The organism is Pseudomonas parafulva, assembly GCF_002021815.1.
Taxonomy (GTDB): domain Bacteria; phylum Pseudomonadota; class Gammaproteobacteria; order Pseudomonadales; family Pseudomonadaceae; genus Aquipseudomonas; species Aquipseudomonas parafulva_B.
In genome coordinates, this window is sequence record NZ_CP019952.1 from 2,213,166 (window position 1) to 2,228,478 (window position 15,313).

Consider the following 15,313-nt stretch of genomic DNA (forward strand, 5'->3'; position numbering starts at 1 on the left):
AACGGTCAACCGTGGTCTTTATTGGCAAGCGTGCACGCCAGCGCCTGTTCACAGCGCTCCTGGGCAGTGTCCAGCTCAAGCTGCATCTGGTGGATGTCGAGCATTTGCTGTTCCAGTTGGGCGCGCCGCTCGGCGATCTTGGCGAGCATGCTGTTCAGTTGCTTGAGGTTGCCGCCCGAAGGGTCGTACAGCTCGATCAACTCACGGCACTCTGCCAGCGAGAAGCCGATGCGCTTGCCACGCAGGATAAGTTTGAGGCTGACCTTGTCCCGCGCCGAATAGATGCGCTCAAGGCCGCGTCGCTCGGGGCGCAGCAGCCCTTGCTCTTCGTAAAAACGAATGGCGCGCGTGGTGATGTCCAGCTCACGGGACAGGTCGGAAATACTGTAGGTCTGGGTACTCATACCAGGGCTCTGGGCAGGATATGCCGCCATCCTGAAGCGTGCTTTACGTATACGTCAAGGTGGGCGACCGGAATCGAACCGCGCCACAACCGCGTGACCGTTGGTGGTCCCGTGCGTCGCAGTCGCGTTATCCTCGCCCAGCCTGGACGCTCAACAAAAGCGTCAGTGCACTTTTCGATTCGACAGCCTCGCATCTGTGCCAGGCCCAACGCAGGAAGCGGCTGCATGAACCCTCTCTTTCTATCCGTCAGCGCGCTGTGCCTGAGCCTGTCCTGTAACCTGGCCCAGGCCAGGCAAGCGCTGCCCGTAGCACCCGAACTTGGCTCCGGTTATCGCGCAGGCTTGCAGCCGGTGGCAGCCAAGCATCACATGGCCGCTGCCGCCAATCCGCTGGCCAGTCAGGCTGGACAACGCATCCTGCGCGCCGGGGGCAGTGCGCTGGATGCGGCAATTGCGATGCAACTGGTGCTGACACTCGTCGAGCCTCAGTCGAGTGGAATCGGCGGCGGCGCATTCATCCTCCACTGGGACGGGAAAAGGACCCAGGCATTCGATGGCCGGGAAACGGCGCCGTCGCAGGTGACCGAACGCCTGTTCCTCGACGACAAGGGGGCACCCATGCCATTTAGGTCAGCACAGATTGGCGGACGAGCCGTGGGGGTGCCGGGTGTATTGCGGGCCCTGGAATTGGCGCACAAGCAGCACGGCGTGCTGCCCTGGCAAGCGTTGTTTCAACCCGCCATCGAACTGGCCCGCACCGGGTTCCCAGTCTCTGCAAGGCTGCATGCGCTGCTGAAAGCCGACCCCTTCGTGGCTCGCTCGCCCAGTATGGCTGGCTATTTCCTGGACACGACGGGGCGCCCGCTTGCAGTAGGCACACAGCTGCGTAATCCCGAACTTGCCGACACGCTTGAGCAGATCGCGCAACACGGCGCGCAGGCGTTTTACAACGGCGAGGTTGCGCAAGCCATGGTGGCGGCCGTCCAAAACCACACCAACCCAGGTTATCTGTCCGCCGATGACCTGAAGCAGTACCGGGCCAGCGAGCGTGAACCTGTCTGCGGACCCTACAAAGCTTGGCAGGTTTGTGGCATGCCCCCTCCTTCATCCGGGGGCGTGGCGGTACTGCAGACCTTGGGAATACTGGAGGCATTGCAACGCAGGTCGGCCAGGGACGATCTGGCGCACCTGGCACCCGTCCCCTCGGCCACTGCTGCCACCCTGGAGGCGCCAGCACGCGCCGTGCACCTGGTCGCCGAGGCCGAGCGACTGGCTTATGCCGATCGCGCCCAGTACCTGGCCGACAGTGACTATGTACCCGTTCCGCTCAAGGGCCTGCTCGACCCGGGCTACCTGGCACAGCGTGCCAGTCAGGTGGGTGAGCGCAGCATGAACAAGGCCATCCCTGGCCATCCGAGCGGTGCGCTGTTGACCCTTGCGCCTGACCGATCGCCACCGCGGATAGCCACCTCCCACCTAAGCGCCATTGATGATCGCGGCAATGCCGTGGCCATGACCACCTCGGTGGAGGGCGCATTCGGCTCGCACCTGATGGTCAAAGGGTTCTTGCTCAATAACCAGCTGACCGATTTTTCGTTCGTGCCCCAGGAGCAGGGCAGGCCAGTGGCCAATCGCGTTCAACCGGGCAAGCGGCCCCTGTCAGCCATGGCGCCTACGCTGGTGTTCTCCCGGGACCATGGGGAATTGGTAGCCAGCCTTGGCTCACCCGGCGGCTCGCAGATCATCGGTTACGTCAACAAGGCGCTCATCGCGTTGCTGGACTGGCGGCTGGACCCCCAGCAAGCCGCCGGGCTGCCCAATTTTGGCAGCCGCAACGGTGCAACCGAGGTGGAATCAGGGCTGACCAGCGCTGCACTGATTCGCAAGCTCAAGGCGTGGGGCCACACCGTGACGCCGATGGATATGACCAGCGGCCTGCAAGTCATTCAGCGGGACGGGACAGGCTGGTTGGGCGGGGCGGACCCACGCCGTGAAGGTGTAGCACTGGGAGATTGAAGCCAGCGTTGCGAGCTACCCAGGTGCGTGCTAGAAAACGGTCCTCCCATTCATTTGTCGAATACTTGCATGTCTCATAACGTGAAATCGAATAGGGCCTTGTTCGACCTGGACCTTCTGCGTGCCATCGTCGTGGTGGCCGACTGCGGCAGTTTCACCACGGCTGCCGCGCGCTTGCATTCGACCCAGTCCACCATCAGCCAGAAAGTCCGGCGCCTGGAAGACATGGTAGGGCACCGTCTACTGGTACGTGGCAACCGCGACGTGCTCCCGACCGACGCCGGGCAGACGCTGCTCGGGTACGCCCGGCATATGCTGGCCCTGAATGATCAGATGCTCGAAGCCTTGGCCGGTGCCATGGTCGGCTTCACGGTGCGCCTGGGTGTACCCGAGGACTTTGTGGGTGGATCGACCACCCATGCCCTGTCGGCCTTTAGTCGGCTCAATCCGCAGGTAAAGCTGGAGGTCACCAGCGGGCTGTGCCGGGACCTGAGCCAGGCCTACGACAATGGCGAACTGGACCTGGTATTGCTCAAACAACGGCGCAACAGCCGCGAAGGGGTCGCCTGTTGGCCCGAGCGGCTGCAATGGATCGACAGCGCGCGCCTGCCTGCCTTTGAACTGGACCCGGTGCCATTGGTGACCTTTCCGCCGCGGGGCTTGTACCGCGAAGACATGATCACGGCCATCGAGCGCAGTGGCAGGCGCTGGCGCATCAGTTTCACCAGTTCGAGCTTGAGCGGCATCCAGGCCGCTGTCGCCGATGGCATGGGCATCAGCCTGCTACCGCCGCGCGCGGCCACTGCAGAGCATCGCGTACTGGGCGCCGAGCAGGGGCTGGGCGAAATCGACAGCTATGAGATCGTCATCGTGCACCGTCCAACCGCCGATCCGACGGTCAAGGCCCTGGCAGAGGTGCTCAAGCAACTGTTGGCCGGTGGCAGTCTTTAAGTGTTTCAGGCTGTGGCACAAGGGAATGACTGCGCGATGATGCAGTCCCATGCACAACGCGGGTATGACGTCCGCCTTCACCACGCCATGGAGAACCTTATGAAAGCAGTTGTAATCGCTGCGCTGCTGGCCACTACCGGCCTGGCCCAAGCCGCCCAGACCGTCGAGCTCAAGCTGGCAGGCCCCGATGGCCCAGGCAAGTCGATCGGCACCATCAGCATCGAGCAGAACAAGTACGGAACGCTGCTTACCCCGGACCTCAAGGACCTGCCGCCCGGTGTGCACGGCTTCCACCTGCACCAGAATCCGTCCTGCGCTCCTGCGCAGGATGCGGGCAAAGCCGTGCCAGCAGGCGGGGCGGGGGGGCACTGGGACCCGCAATCGACCAACGCGCATAAAGGCCCTTACGATGACAGCGGCCACCGCGGCGACCTGCCGGCGCTGTATGTAGGTGCCGATGGCAAGGCGACGTATCCGGTACTGGCACCGCGCCTGAAGGCTGAAGACTTCAAAGGCCACGCACTGATGGTGCACGCAGGCGGCGATAACCACAGCGATCACCCCGAGAAGTTGGGTGGCGGTGGCGCTCGCATGGCGTGTGGGGTGGTTGAGTAACAGCGATTTGGCGCACCCTGGCGGGTGCGCCTTGGAGACCGGCGAGCAGTCTTCTGTGCTCAGCGCTTGGGGTTGAGCGTCAAGTGCACGTGACGGTTCACGTCTTTGTACAGCAGGTAACTGAAGTTGCCAGGGCCGCCGGCATAGCAGGCCTGTGGGCAGAAGGCCCGCAGCCACATGAAATCACCGGCCTCGACTTCGACCCAGTCCTGATTCAGGCGATAGACCGCCTTGCCTTCCAGCACATAAAGCCCGTGCTCCATGACATGGGTTTCAGCAAACGGTATGACCCCACCTGGCTGGAAAGTGACGATATTGACGTGCATGTCATGGCGCATGTCAGCCATGTCGACGAAGCGGGTGGTTTTCCAGCGGCCTTCGGTGCCTGGCATTTCGATCACGGTAGCGTTGTCGCGGTGGGTCACGAACGAAGACGGTACGTCCAGCCCTTCGACCTTCTGGTAGTGCTTGCGCAGCCAGTGGAAGGTGACATTGGCCTGGCTGTTGTTGCGCAGGCTCCATTCGGCGCCAGGCGCGAGAAACGCATAACCCCCTGGCACCAGTGTGTGGTGCTGACCCTCGACGGTAATGTCCAGCTCGCCTTCGACGATAAACAGCACGGCTTCGGCGTTGGGGTCCAGTTCAGGCCGTTCGCTCCCGCCTTCGGGCGCCACCTCGACGATGTACTGGGAGAACGTTTCGGCGAACCCTGTCAGCGGCCGGGCGATGACCCACATGCGCATCTTGTCCCAGAAGGGCAAGTGACTGGTGACGATGTCACGCATCACGCCCTTGGGAATGACCGCGTAGGCTTCGGTGAACATGGCACGGTCGGTCAGCAGCTCGGTTTGAGCCGGGTGGCCGCCGTGGGGCGCGAAATAGGCGTGGTTCGACATGAATGCTCTCGACTTGTTGTTCTATCCCCATGCCGTGGGCCGCACCGGCCGGTGCGGTGCAGGGGACGTGGGCACAGGATAGGGTGGCGCGCCGAACATCTACAAATTAAATGTTGGAATACCCAGTATTTGGTTGCTGAATGCTCACGCGGCTGCCGACATGGTGCGCCGTTAGCCGGTTTCCTTTGCCGAACAACTTGTGGCGCAAGGTGCCATCGACGTACCCGCGGGGATAGCGGCCACGGCGCTGCAGTTCGGGAACCAGCAACTCCACGACATGGGCCAGGTCGTCAGGTTGGACGGCATACGTGAGGTTGAACCCATCGATACCGGTTTGATCGACCCACGCCTCCAACTGGTCGGCGACTTCACTTGGCGTACCGATCAGGACGGGGCCGCGTCCTCCTAGCCCGATGAATTGCGCCGCCTCGCGCACGGTCCATTGACGGCTAGGGTCCGCCGCCGTGAAGGCTGCCAATGCTGCACGGCCCGCATCGTTTTCCACGTACTGGATTGGCGCGTCAGGGTCCAGGCCATCCAGGTCGATTCCGGTCCAACCTGACAACAGTGTCAGGGCTGCTTCGATGTCGACGAAACTGCGGTATTGGTCAAAGCGTGCCTGAGCCTGCTCGTGAGTGGGCGCGACGATCAGCAACGCCTGGGCATAGATCAGCACCTCGTCACGTGCGCGTCCCGCCGCTTCGCTGGCCTGACGCACGCCATCGGCGTAGCGCCGCAGAACCGTGGGTGTCGGCCCGCTGATGAACACGCATTCGGCATGCTTGGCGGCGAACTGCTGACCGCGCGCCGACGCGCCTGCCTGAAACAGCACGGGTGTGCGTTGCGGCGATGGCTGGCAGAGGTGCATGCCGGGTACCTGGAAGTGCGCGCCGGCGTGGCCGATGGGGTGCACACGGGTTGGCTCGACGTAGCGGCCCGTTTCACGGTCCAGCACCAGGGCATCGTCGTCCCAGCTCTTTTCCCAGAGTTTGTAGAGCACCTGCAGATACTCCTCGGCCAAGTCATAGCGCAGGTCATGCCCCAGTTGTCGGTCGAGCCCCAGGTTACGCGCGGCACTGTCCAGGTAGCCGGTGACGATATTCCAGCCCACGCGCCCGTCACTGAGGTGGTCGAGTGTGGACATGCGCCGTGCAAAGGGATAGGGGTGCTCGTAAGTCAGCGAGAAGGTGACCCCGAAGCCCAGGTGCTCGGTCACAGCGGCCATGGCGGGGACCAACAGCATCGGATCGTTCACCGGCACCTGGACGCCGCCGCGCAAGGCCGGGTGCGGGCTGCCTTGATAGACGTCATAGATGCCCATGACATCGGCAATGAACAGTGCGTCGAACAAACCGCGTTCGAGTCGCCTGGCCAGGTCGGTCCAGTAAGCCAGGCGGTTGAAATCGGTGCTGGTGTTGCGCGGGTGGCGCCACAAGCCAGGCGATTGATGGCTGGCAGCGTTCATGCTGAAGGCGTTGAAGCGTATAGGGCGGGGCATGTTGAGCTGGCCTCAAGGCAGCACGGAAGCAGGGTAAACCGCTTCGGCTACGTTCAGTTTGCGGGGGATCAGGCCAAGCCCTTGGAAGGTGTCGGCCAGCTTCTGTTGTTCGGCAACGATCTCTGGGGTCACTGGCACAGCGTTGTAGTTGCGTCGTTGACTTGCTACTTCCAGAACATCGGCGTTGATGCCAAGCTGCGGCGCCAGCAAGGCGGCGACGTCGCCGGGTTTGTCATTGGCCCACTGGCTGGCTTTGGCCAGTTCGCTGAAGAATATTCTGAGCAACGCCTTATGGCTGTCCGCGAAGCGGGCGGTGGACAGGTAGAAGGTGCGGTTGTTGGTCAAGCCGGTCCCGTCACGCAGGTTTTTCAGCCCTGGCTGCCGCTCGGCTGCAGCCAGGAATGGGTCCCACAGTGTGGCGGCCTGAACGCTGCCTGACTGCAGCGCGGCTATCGCGTCGGCTGCGTTATTGACGTAGGCCGGGGTGATGTCCTGGTAACTCAGGCCTGCCTGTTGCAAGGCGACGGCCAGCAAGTACTGGGCATTCCATCCCCGGCCAGTGGCCACGCGCTTGCCCTTCAGATCCTGCACATCGTTCAGAGGGTCCTGCTGGCGCACCACCAGGCCGATCCCACGCGGATAAGGCTGTTCAGCGGCCAGGTAGACCACGGGTTTGCCGGCCGCCTGGGCGAACACCGAAGGTGCATCGGCCGCGTGTCCCACGTCGATGGCACCGGTACTCAGTGCCTCGAGCAACTGTGGGCCGGCGGCAAACTCATGCCAGCTGACCCTCACCCCTTGCGGGGCAAGGGCTTTTTCCAGTGCGCCGCTGCCTTTGAGGATGTTGAGGCTGTTGAATTTCTGGTATCCGATGCGCAGGGTGCTGTTGTCTTGCGCCTGCGCCGCTGCGGCTATCAGCAGGGCCCCGGCAAGCGAGGCCAGTAGTGCTCCCAGTGCTCGCCGGCGTAGTGATGAAAAGAGAGAGTGGGGCATGGCGCGATCCTTGATATGCGATGAGTGGGAGCACCAGAACATAAGCACCTGACCGCGCTGCTTCAATTTCTTTATTACTAATTATTAGACTTTTTAGTTATTTTTATATCCTTTTGTTTTGTAATCAGGTGTCTGCTTCCGACATTTTTTTCACATCCCCTTGCTAGCATTCCTTGCAGAATCAAGGAGTTCTCCATGCCCACCTTTCTGCGTAAACCCATCACCCGCATCGTGCTCACCGCTACCACCGGCCTTGTAATGGCAACGCTCGGATTTTTCGCCTGGCAAAGCTTCTACCCCGTGCAGGCCGCTTCGGGTTGGCAGGTGGAGGTCGCGCACCGCAACGTGGACAAGGCTGCGTCGCTGCTTCCCCAGGCCGACGGCAGTCTGCTGGTAAGCCAGGAGCTGGACGATGGTCGGGGCAGTATTCTCAAGATTGCACCCGACGGTGAGCGCGAAGTGCTCGTGGACCAGCTGTCCAAGCCCGACGGCATGGTGGCGGCCAGAGGTGGCTGGGTCTTCAGCCAGGAAGGTGGCCTGGCGCCGGTGAGTCTGGCTGTCGATGGCCAGGTCACACCGCTTTTCGACGGTATTGCGGTGCAGGGCCTTTGGAACGAGGGCAACCACCTTTATGCCATCGAAGACCGCAAGGGTGATGGCCGCTTGCTGCGCTATGACTGGCGCAGCGGCCAGGTGGACGTGCTGCGTTCGGGCCTGACCGAAGCTGAAGGGTTGACCCGATGCGGGGATGGCCGGCTGCTGTACACCGAGAAAGCCGACGGGCAGATACGGGCGTTGTCCAAGGATGGCAAGGACCCTGTGGTGTTCGATAGCCTCAGGAACCCCACATTCCTGTTTTGTGACCAGCGTGGTCTTTGGATCAGTGAAGACAACACGCACCGGGCACGGCTGCTGCGCATAAAGCCCGATGGGACTCGCCAGACCGTGCTGTCGTTTCTCAAGGCGCCGCAGTCCATCGTGGCCGATGGCAGCGGCGGTTACTGGCTTGCAGAAGGCGGGCGGGATCGCGTGCTGCACTTGACCCCTCCTTCGAAGCAGCCCGCTGCTGCGTCAGACTGACGCCACAAAAGCGCGAGCAGGTTCAATCCCCCAGGCGCTGCTCGCGCGATGGGGGATAACCGAAATAGGCGGCGTAGCATTTACTGAAGTGCGACACCGAGACGAAGCCGCACGCCAGCGCCACCTCCATCACCGAGAGATCGGAGTACTGCAGCAGGCGGCGACTTTTGGTGATGCGAAGTTCCATGTAGTAGCGCCGTGGAGAGGTGCCTAGCTGCGCCTGGAACAGGCGGTCTATCTGGCGGCGAGAGCGGCCGCTGTAAGCCGCCAACTGGTCCAGGCTGAGGGTTTCCTCAAGGTTGTTTTCCATCAGCTCGACGATGGTGCGCAGGTGCAGACTCATCGACTTCTTGGCCCCGGGGCCCACTTGCCGATAGCGAGCACCCGAGAAGGACAGAATCTCCTCGACGCCCTCTGCCAGACCGTCACCGTACAGCCGTCGTACCAGTCCCAGCATCAATTCCATCGCCCCGTTCGGGCTGGCGGCGCTCAGTCGGTCCCGGTCGAGGGTGAAGCTTGCGGGCGTGATACGCGTCTGCGGGCTGCGTTCAGCGAGGCTGGCACGTTGTTCGGGATGAACGCTGCAGCCGTAGTCATCCAGCGCTCCGGCGCGGCCAAGAAACCATGCGCCATTCCACAGGCCGCCCAAGGCCATGCCGTGAGATGCGCAGTCCTGAAGCAAGCGGTCGAGCTCAGGATATTTGAGCGGCGTACGCAAACCGCCGCAGACCACGAGCAAGTCCAAGTGCTTGAGGGCGGTTGCCGAAAGCTCGGTCGTGATCAACTCTAGCCCCAGGTCACTGAGCACACGGTCACCGGCAAGCGACAAGGGCGTGAATTGGAAGCTGTCCGCGCGCAGAAGATTAGCCGTGACCAGCACGTCCATGGCCACGGTGAAGCTGGCCATGGAGAAGTGTTCGAGCAAAACGAAGTCGACCCGATAGGGCGCCTCTACGCTGGCACTGCTGGTCTTTAATCGCAGCATGTTGCTGGTGCTGCTCTTTTTGCTGAACTGACGGGGTGTGGACACGCTGGACTCCGCTTCCTGGCTTCGCACCAAAGTGTGGCCGGTGCCCCTATGAAAGACAATCGGCAGGGTGGCTGGTGCCAACGTGCAGGTCGTGTTCAGGCATGCGCTGGGCGTCGGCCTGGGGCAGGCGGGTTGGATACACGCTGGCGCCGTTCAAATCGAACGGAACCCCAGACGTCTTCGGTGAATCAATAGGGTAAGTGCCAATGGGAGGAAGCTCATGGAAATCGGAACGATTTGGTTCGTGGTGGCAATCATCTTGATTTTGCTGGAGATCTGGGCGATCTGGCACATCATGGGCAGCGATCGGCGCGCCGAGCGCAAGATGCTGTGGATTGTGTTCGTCGTGTGGGCACCGTTCCCTGGCCTGCCGATCTGGGCCTGGCGCGGGCCGCGTGCAGTCAAGGGCAAGGCAGTACTGGAAGAGAAGTGATTGCGCGCCAGGCGCCGGGGGCGTCTGGCAGCCTCGCGGGTGTAGCCGCATAAATCATGTCCTGGGGCCGCTTCCGACCCTTGACCTCAGGTTTGCTTGAGGTTGGATACTCGGCGCTCATTCCATGAACCGAGCGCCCAAACCATGCACACCACCGCTTTTGAACTGAGCAACCCTCAATCTCTGTATGACCCCAGTGGCAACGGATACTCCCATGTGGCCGACGTGCGCTCAGGGAGCAGGCTGCTTTTCATCGCGGGTCAGGGTGGGGAGCAGGCCAGTGGGGCTCTATCCCCTGTTTTCGCCGATCAGGCGCGCCAGGCCCTTGCCAACCTGGAGCTGGCCTTGTCCAGCAAAGGGGCGGGCCTTGAGCATGTCTGCAAGCTCACCCTACTGATCGTCGACCATAGCCAGGCGCGGCTCCAGCAATGGGTGGAAGCTGTGGACCACGCGTGGGGCCAGGCCCTCAAGCCTACCTGTACGCTCATACCGGTCCCACGCCTGGCCCTGGACGGGATGCTCATCGAGGTGGATGCCGTGGCGGCGCTGCCTGTCTCCTCCCAAGGTAGGTAGCGCCATCGACTGGCTGTGTAGTAAATCTCTGCTCAGGTTTGCGCCTTCCTGCGCGATAAGCACAGCGGTTCTCAGAGGTGACCACACCATGAGCACGACCTCATCTCCGATCGAACGGCCGTTGCTGAGCGCCTGGTTCTGGCCGGCCATGTTCAGCTTGATGGCCTTCGCTGCCAACTCGGTTTTTTGCCGGCTGGCGCTCAAGGATGGCGCCGTCGACGCTATCAGCTTCACCGCGCTGCGCCTGGGCAGCGGCGCCTTGTGCCTGTGGTGGCTGGTACGGCTGCGCAGTCCCTGCTCAGGCGCTGCCGGCAGTTGGCGAGGTGGCTTGGCGTTATTTTGCTACGCCTTTCTGTTCTCCGTCGCCTACCTTGATTTGAATGCAGGGGTAGGGGCATTGCTCTTGTTTGGCGCTGTGCAGCTGACCATGTTCGGCATGGCGTTGCTGCGTGGGGAACGGATCAGCCTGCGCACGTTGTCAGGCATGCTGATGGCTTTTTCAGGCCTGATCGTGTTGCTGCTGCCTGGCAGCCACGCACCTACACTGACGAGCGCCTTGCTGATGGTAGTCGCGGGTATAGCGTGGGGGATCTACACCTTGCTGGGGCAGGGATCACCTCGGCCGCTGGCCGACACGGCGGGCAACTTCATTCGCAGCGTGCCCTTCCTAGCCGTGTGTGCGCCGCTGATGGTTTTCGGTGCCGAGCTGCGGTTCTCGATGGCCGGCGTGTTCTTTGCAGTGTGCTCTGGGGTTTTGGCATCGGCGGCAGGTTACGCCGTCTGGTACAGCGTGGTGCGGCGCATCAGCGCGCAACAAGCCGCCACGTTGCAACTGAGCGTGCCGGTGATCGCCGCGTTGGGTGGAATGCTCGTGATCGGCGAGACATTGTCGCTACGTGCCATGGCTGCCTGCGCGATTGTCCTGGGCGGGGTGGCCATCGCTGTCACTGCCCCCCGTCCACGGGCGCCGACACAGGCTTGAGGTGGCAGTGGCCGGCAAAGGCTGAGCGTGAGCAGGGTTGCCTAGAAGAAACTGCGCTGGGCCTTGAGGGTTACCACGCTCTCGCAATAGGTGTTGATCCCCGAATAAGCATCGCAGCCGCCACCGGTCAGGTTCGAGTCGCTGTAGATCAGGTTCAGGTCCAGGCCTAACCAGGGGCGCGACAGCTGCATGGACCAGTCGGAGAAACCGTTGACCTGGCTGCCGTCGCCGATCGTGAATGGGGTGCCGAGCCGATGATGGGCCAGCTTGACCGTCAGGTCGGCGTTGAGCAGGGGGACTTGCCCGAAATCGGCATACAGGGTGCCGATCCGGTTGCTTGGGTTGTCTCGCAAGGCCCCGCCGAATCGGCTGCCCATTATGGAAATACCCCCATACAGTGCATGGCTCTCTGCACCTGCGATGTTGGGTTGGCTGTAGTGGATCACGCCGATCTCGTAACCCAGGGTACTGTCGAAGTGATGCTTGTAGCCGACGTAGTTGTCGACCCGCAGGGTGGACCCTGGCGCCACGCCCATGCTGGGTGTGTATTGCCCCACGTACCAACCACTGGTGTGACTGAAATCCAGGCCGCCGTGAAAGGCGCCGGTAGCGGCTGGGGAAATAAGCCCCTGGGCCATGGTGCGAGTAGGCGTCGTACTGAGGGTGAAGTCAAAGTCGCCCACTTCACGTTTGATCTGCTGGGCCAGGAGCGTGGGGCTCAACAGCAGGGCTGCGCTCAGCACTAGAAGGGGCCTGATCATGGTCGGCTTCCTGAAGGACTTGCAGTAGAGCCTTGAAGGATACCGGGCCTGGCGCGCGGAGGAAACCTTGTTGCCTGCTCGGGCACGCAATGGCCTGTTTCGACGTGCAAAAAAAGGCGCGCCCCCTGAGGAGCGCGCCTTCTAGATCATGCAGTGTGAGTGATCAGGCCACTTTGACGATCCAGCCTGCCGGAGCCTCGATGTCGCCGCTCTGAATGCCGGTCAATTCGTTGTAGAGCTTCTGGGTAACGGGGCCGACCTTCTCCAGGTCATGGAAAACATGCAGCTTGCCGTTGTACTCGATGCCGCCGATGGGAGTGATCACCGCCGCAGTGCCGCAGGCACCTGCCTCGACGAAGCGATCCAGCTGGCTGATTTCCACATCCCCTTCGATAACGGTCAGGCCCAGGCGAGACTGCGCCAGCTCCATCAGGGACAGGCGGGTAATACCCGGCAGCACCGAAGCCGACTTGGGCGTTACGAACTCGTTATTGGCCGTGATGCCGAAGAAGTTGGCCGAACCTACTTCCTCGATCTTGGAATGGGTCAACGGGTCCAGATAGATGGCATCGGCGAAGTTGGCCTTTTTCGCCTCATAGCCTGGTTGCAGGCTGGCGGCATAGTTACCACCCACCTTGGCAGCGCCGGTCCCTTGCGGAGCCGCGCGGTCGAAGCTGGAGATCTGGAAGTTGTGAGGCTTCATGCCGCCTTTGAAGTACGAGCCTACCGGGATGGCGAAGACGGAAAAGATGAACTCCGGCGCAGTGCGCACGCCAATGTTGTCACCCGTGCCGATGACGAATGGGCGCAAGTACAGGGCGCCTTTGCCGTGGGGGGGCACGAAGCGCTCGTTGGCCTTGACGACCTGCTTGCAGGCTTCGATGAACACGTCGGTGGGCACGTGGGGCATGAGCAGGCGCGCACAGCTGCGCTGCATGCGGGCGGCATTCTGGTCAGGGCGGAACAGGTTGATCGAGCCATCCTTGCAACGGTAGGCCTTCAGACCTTCGAAGCACTGCTGGCCGTAATGCAGGGCCGTGGAGCCTTCGCTGATATGCAGCACGTTGTCTTCGGTCAGGGTGCCTTCATCCCACGCGCCATCGCGCCAGACAGACAGATAGCGTTTATCGGTCTTGATGTAGTCGAAGCCGAGCTTGTCCCAGTTAATGCTTTCGTTGCTCATGACACCCTCGTTGTCTTGCAAGTGCCCACGTTCGGGCTGCTGTTATATGCGCACACGCCACCTTAATACATCTTCGCCGGATCGGAAATGTCCTATCACCACTTGATGCTCGGCCCTTCAAGGCGTAAGGCGCAGTCGAGCCTCAGCGCATCGAGCAGCACCTGGTCATGGGAAGCGATCATCAGCGCACCGGTGAACTGCTCCAGCATCTTTTGCAGGGCCTTGAGCGATGGCAGGTCGAGGTGGTTGCCAGGTTCGTCCAGTAGCAGCAGTTCCACCGGTCGCCTGCGGTACAGGATCCCCGCCAGAGCCGCCTTCATGCGCTCGCCTCCACTGAGTAGGCTGCTGGGCAGCGCGACACGTGCAGCGTCCAGGCCCAGCTGAGCCAGCAGCATGCGTACATGGCTCTGATCCAGTGCCGGGTTGGCCTGTTGTACGTGTTCCAGCGCGCTTACGTCGGCCGACAACACGCTGCAGTGCTGGTCGAGCAGCGCCGTTTGGTCTGTGACCTTGAGGTGGCCTGCAGGCGCTGGCAACTGGCCGGCGATCATTTTCAGCAGTGTGCTCTTGCCGCTGCCATTGACGCCCGTCAGGGCACAACGTTGGCCCTGGCGCAGGCTGAGGTCGATGGGTACTTGTGTGCCATGCGGCAGGCGCAAGGCTTGCAGCAGTACCACCTGCCGCTGGACATTGGGCTCAAGCGTTGGCGTGTGCACGGTAATTTCGCAGGCTCTTTCGACCGCTTGCGCAGCGTCCCGCACCCTGTCGATCAGCTGTTGCCCGGCCGCCCGATGGCGTCGGCGCTGCTTGCCAAGCGTCGCCTGGCCGCCTTGCTGCTGGTGATCGAGCAGGATCTTGGCTTGGTTCACGCCCTTGGCCTTGCGCCCCGCCCGGGCCTGGGCTTTGTCCAGTGCCTGGCGTTGCTGTAGCTGGGCTCTGGCTTGCTGCTGCTGGGAGCGCTTGAGGTGTGCCAACTGCTGCACAGCTTGCGTGGTCTCGCAGCGCTTTCGTGCCTGATAGTGGCTGAAGTTGCCGCCATAGGCTTTCAGGCCCAGGCTTGACAGTTCGAGGATACAGTCCATGTGCTCGAGTAGAGAACGGTCATGGCTTATCACGAGCAAGCCGCGGTTCCAGGTTTGCATCATCGCCAGCCACTGCGTGCGACCGTGGTCGTCCAGGTGGTTGGTAGGTTCATCGAGTATGAGAAAGTCGGCCTCGCTCAACCAGGCGCCAATCAGCGCCACGCCCATGGCCTGCCCGCCGCTCAGGGTATGGACAGGGCGTTGCAGGTCCAGGTGGCCCAGGCCATGGCGGTGCAGCTGGGCGCGCAGGCGCTCGGGCGCATCCCAGCGCTCGCCGACGGTGTCGAAGTCAGCCGCCTCCACGCTGCCGAGTGCGATCCGTTCGAGCGCTGCGATCAAGGGCCCCATCTGGGCCAGATCGGCCACGGTCTTGCTGGTGTCGATCACCTGTTGATCGACAAGATGGACACGGCCCAAGCGCTGGCACGTGCCGCTGCTGGGTGAACGCCGGCCAGCGAGCAGTTGGCCAAGCAGGGTCTTGCCCACGCCGTTGCGGCCTACCAGGCCGGTCCGGGTAGTGTCGAAGGTCTGGGTGAGATCGGTGAACAGTGGCCTGCCATCTGGCAAGACCAGGGTGACGCTGTCCAGCGTCAGGATAGACGTAGTCGTCATGTGCAACTCCACAAATGCCGCGACATTTCCGGTGGCGACCGGAAAGTGAAGACTGGCCGTCAAGCAGACGGCGGCATCAATGGCGCATTGGACGAATACCTCATGAAGGGGAAGTGGGAAGGGTAGAGGAGGATGGTCAGCGCGTAAAGCGGGCAGGCGATGAAGAGAAAGGGTACTGCCTTGCACTTTATTCGTGGGTGGCGA

Annotated in this window: 15 protein-coding genes; 7 read left to right on the forward strand and 8 right to left on the reverse strand. The window is 62.2% G+C overall.

Translation table 11 applies throughout. The annotated features are described in order from the left end of the window. Positions 1 to 5: 5 nt before the first annotated feature. On the reverse strand, positions 6 to 404 hold the full coding sequence (locus B2J77_RS09990) for a MerR family transcriptional regulator (RefSeq protein WP_028687491.1): 399 nt from the start codon (positions 402 to 404) through the stop codon (positions 6 to 8). 225 nt (positions 405 to 629) lie between these two features. Here B2J77_RS09990 and ggt point away from each other — a divergent pair, with 225 nt between their 5' ends. From ggt to sodC, 3 genes are all read left to right on the forward strand, one after another. Next, entirely contained in the window at positions 630 to 2,420 is a 1,791-nt protein-coding gene (ggt, locus tag B2J77_RS09995; protein ID WP_078478549.1) for a gamma-glutamyltransferase, read from the forward strand. Positions 2,421 to 2,489: 69 nt separating this feature from the next. Further along, positions 2,490 to 3,371: a LysR substrate-binding domain-containing protein gene (locus tag B2J77_RS10000; RefSeq protein WP_058638306.1), complete on the forward strand. Its 882-nt coding sequence runs from the start codon at positions 2,490 to 2,492 to the stop codon at positions 3,369 to 3,371. Between the two features lie 99 nt (positions 3,372 to 3,470). Next, on the forward strand, positions 3,471 to 3,986 hold the full coding sequence (gene sodC, locus B2J77_RS10005; protein ID WP_078478550.1) for a superoxide dismutase family protein: 516 nt from the start codon (positions 3,471 to 3,473) through the stop codon (positions 3,984 to 3,986). 59 nt (positions 3,987 to 4,045) lie between these two features. Here sodC and B2J77_RS10010 read toward each other — a convergent pair whose 3' ends face one another. The 3 genes from B2J77_RS10010 to B2J77_RS10020 all read right to left on the reverse strand — a co-directional run bounded on the left by B2J77_RS10010 (position 4,046) and on the right by B2J77_RS10020 (position 7,373). After that, positions 4,046 to 4,882: a bifunctional allantoicase/(S)-ureidoglycine aminohydrolase gene (locus B2J77_RS10010; protein ID WP_058605425.1), complete on the reverse strand. Its 837-nt coding sequence runs from the start codon at positions 4,880 to 4,882 to the stop codon at positions 4,046 to 4,048. Between the two features lie 106 nt (positions 4,883 to 4,988). Continuing rightward, the gene (locus tag B2J77_RS10015) at positions 4,989 to 6,380 is read right to left on the reverse strand and encodes an LLM class flavin-dependent oxidoreductase (RefSeq protein WP_078478551.1); all 1,392 of its coding nucleotides are present in this window, start codon (positions 6,378 to 6,380) and stop codon (positions 4,989 to 4,991) included. A gap of 12 nt (positions 6,381 to 6,392) precedes the next feature. After that, positions 6,393 to 7,373 (reverse strand): aliphatic sulfonate ABC transporter substrate-binding protein, encoded by a 981-nt coding sequence (locus tag B2J77_RS10020; protein WP_058638304.1) that lies wholly within the window; start codon positions 7,371 to 7,373, stop codon positions 6,393 to 6,395. 195 nt (positions 7,374 to 7,568) lie between these two features. On the opposite strand from B2J77_RS10020, the gene B2J77_RS10025 reads away from it, so the two are divergent. Continuing rightward, positions 7,569 to 8,453, forward strand: a complete 885-nt coding sequence (locus tag B2J77_RS10025) for a hypothetical protein (RefSeq protein WP_058638303.1) — start codon at positions 7,569 to 7,571, stop codon at positions 8,451 to 8,453. Positions 8,454 to 8,475: 22 nt separating this feature from the next. Here the strand turns inward: B2J77_RS10025 and B2J77_RS10030 are convergent, their stop codons facing one another. Continuing rightward, positions 8,476 to 9,483, reverse strand: a complete 1,008-nt coding sequence (locus tag B2J77_RS10030; protein ID WP_058638302.1) for a GlxA family transcriptional regulator — start codon at positions 9,481 to 9,483, stop codon at positions 8,476 to 8,478. 220 nt (positions 9,484 to 9,703) lie between these two features. Here B2J77_RS10030 and B2J77_RS10035 point away from each other — a divergent pair, with 220 nt between their 5' ends. From B2J77_RS10035 to B2J77_RS10045, 3 genes are all read left to right on the forward strand, one after another. Next, entirely contained in the window at positions 9,704 to 9,916 is a 213-nt protein-coding gene (locus B2J77_RS10035; protein ID WP_023535666.1) for a PLDc N-terminal domain-containing protein, read from the forward strand. Positions 9,917 to 10,060: 144 nt separating this feature from the next. Continuing rightward, a complete protein-coding gene (locus B2J77_RS10040; protein WP_058638301.1) occupies positions 10,061 to 10,489 on the forward strand; it encodes a RidA family protein in 429 nt (142 codons plus the stop codon). 88 nt (positions 10,490 to 10,577) lie between these two features. Next, complete coding sequence (locus B2J77_RS10045; protein WP_078478552.1) at positions 10,578 to 11,471, forward strand: DMT family transporter; 894 nt, start codon at positions 10,578 to 10,580, stop codon at positions 11,469 to 11,471. Positions 11,472 to 11,512: 41 nt separating this feature from the next. Here B2J77_RS10045 and B2J77_RS10050 read toward each other — a convergent pair whose 3' ends face one another. The 3 genes from B2J77_RS10050 to B2J77_RS10060 all read right to left on the reverse strand — a co-directional run bounded on the left by B2J77_RS10050 (position 11,513) and on the right by B2J77_RS10060 (position 15,109). Beyond that, positions 11,513 to 12,232, reverse strand: coding sequence for a TorF family putative porin (locus B2J77_RS10050; protein ID WP_078478553.1), 720 nt, complete (start codon positions 12,230 to 12,232; stop codon positions 11,513 to 11,515). Between the two features lie 163 nt (positions 12,233 to 12,395). Then, on the reverse strand, positions 12,396 to 13,436 hold the full coding sequence (locus B2J77_RS10055; protein WP_256674249.1) for a branched-chain amino acid aminotransferase: 1,041 nt from the start codon (positions 13,434 to 13,436) through the stop codon (positions 12,396 to 12,398). Between the two features lie 74 nt (positions 13,437 to 13,510). Further along, complete coding sequence (locus tag B2J77_RS10060; protein WP_058638298.1) at positions 13,511 to 15,109, reverse strand: ATP-binding cassette domain-containing protein; 1,599 nt, start codon at positions 15,107 to 15,109, stop codon at positions 13,511 to 13,513. Positions 15,110 to 15,313: the final 204 nt, after the last annotated feature.

Excerpts from the sequence above, each read along its gene's own strand:
- B2J77_RS10020 (WP_058638304.1), bottom strand. The coding sequence starts at position 7,373 with ATGCCCCACTCTCTCTTTTCATCACTACGCCGGCGAGCACTGGGAGCA.
- ggt (WP_078478549.1), top strand. The coding sequence starts at position 630 with ATGAACCCTCTCTTTCTATCCGTCAGCGCGCTGTGCCTGAGCCTGTCC.
- sodC (WP_078478550.1), top strand. The coding sequence starts at position 3,471 with ATGAAAGCAGTTGTAATCGCTGCGCTGCTGGCCACTACCGGCCTGGCC.
- B2J77_RS10045 (WP_078478552.1), top strand. The coding sequence starts at position 10,578 with ATGAGCACGACCTCATCTCCGATCGAACGGCCGTTGCTGAGCGCCTGG.
- B2J77_RS10025 (WP_058638303.1), top strand. The coding sequence starts at position 7,569 with ATGCCCACCTTTCTGCGTAAACCCATCACCCGCATCGTGCTCACCGCT.
- B2J77_RS10010 (WP_058605425.1), bottom strand. The coding sequence starts at position 4,882 with ATGTCGAACCACGCCTATTTCGCGCCCCACGGCGGCCACCCGGCTCAA.
- B2J77_RS10000 (WP_058638306.1), top strand. The coding sequence starts at position 2,490 with ATGTCTCATAACGTGAAATCGAATAGGGCCTTGTTCGACCTGGACCTT.
- B2J77_RS09990 (WP_028687491.1), bottom strand. The coding sequence starts at position 404 with ATGAGTACCCAGACCTACAGTATTTCCGACCTGTCCCGTGAGCTGGAC.
- B2J77_RS10015 (WP_078478551.1), bottom strand. The coding sequence starts at position 6,380 with ATGCCCCGCCCTATACGCTTCAACGCCTTCAGCATGAACGCTGCCAGC.
- B2J77_RS10035 (WP_023535666.1), top strand. The coding sequence starts at position 9,704 with ATGGAAATCGGAACGATTTGGTTCGTGGTGGCAATCATCTTGATTTTG.
- B2J77_RS10060 (WP_058638298.1), bottom strand. The coding sequence starts at position 15,109 with ATGACGACTACGTCTATCCTGACGCTGGACAGCGTCACCCTGGTCTTG.
- B2J77_RS10040 (WP_058638301.1), top strand. The coding sequence starts at position 10,061 with ATGCACACCACCGCTTTTGAACTGAGCAACCCTCAATCTCTGTATGAC.
- B2J77_RS10050 (WP_078478553.1), bottom strand. The coding sequence starts at position 12,232 with ATGATCAGGCCCCTTCTAGTGCTGAGCGCAGCCCTGCTGTTGAGCCCC.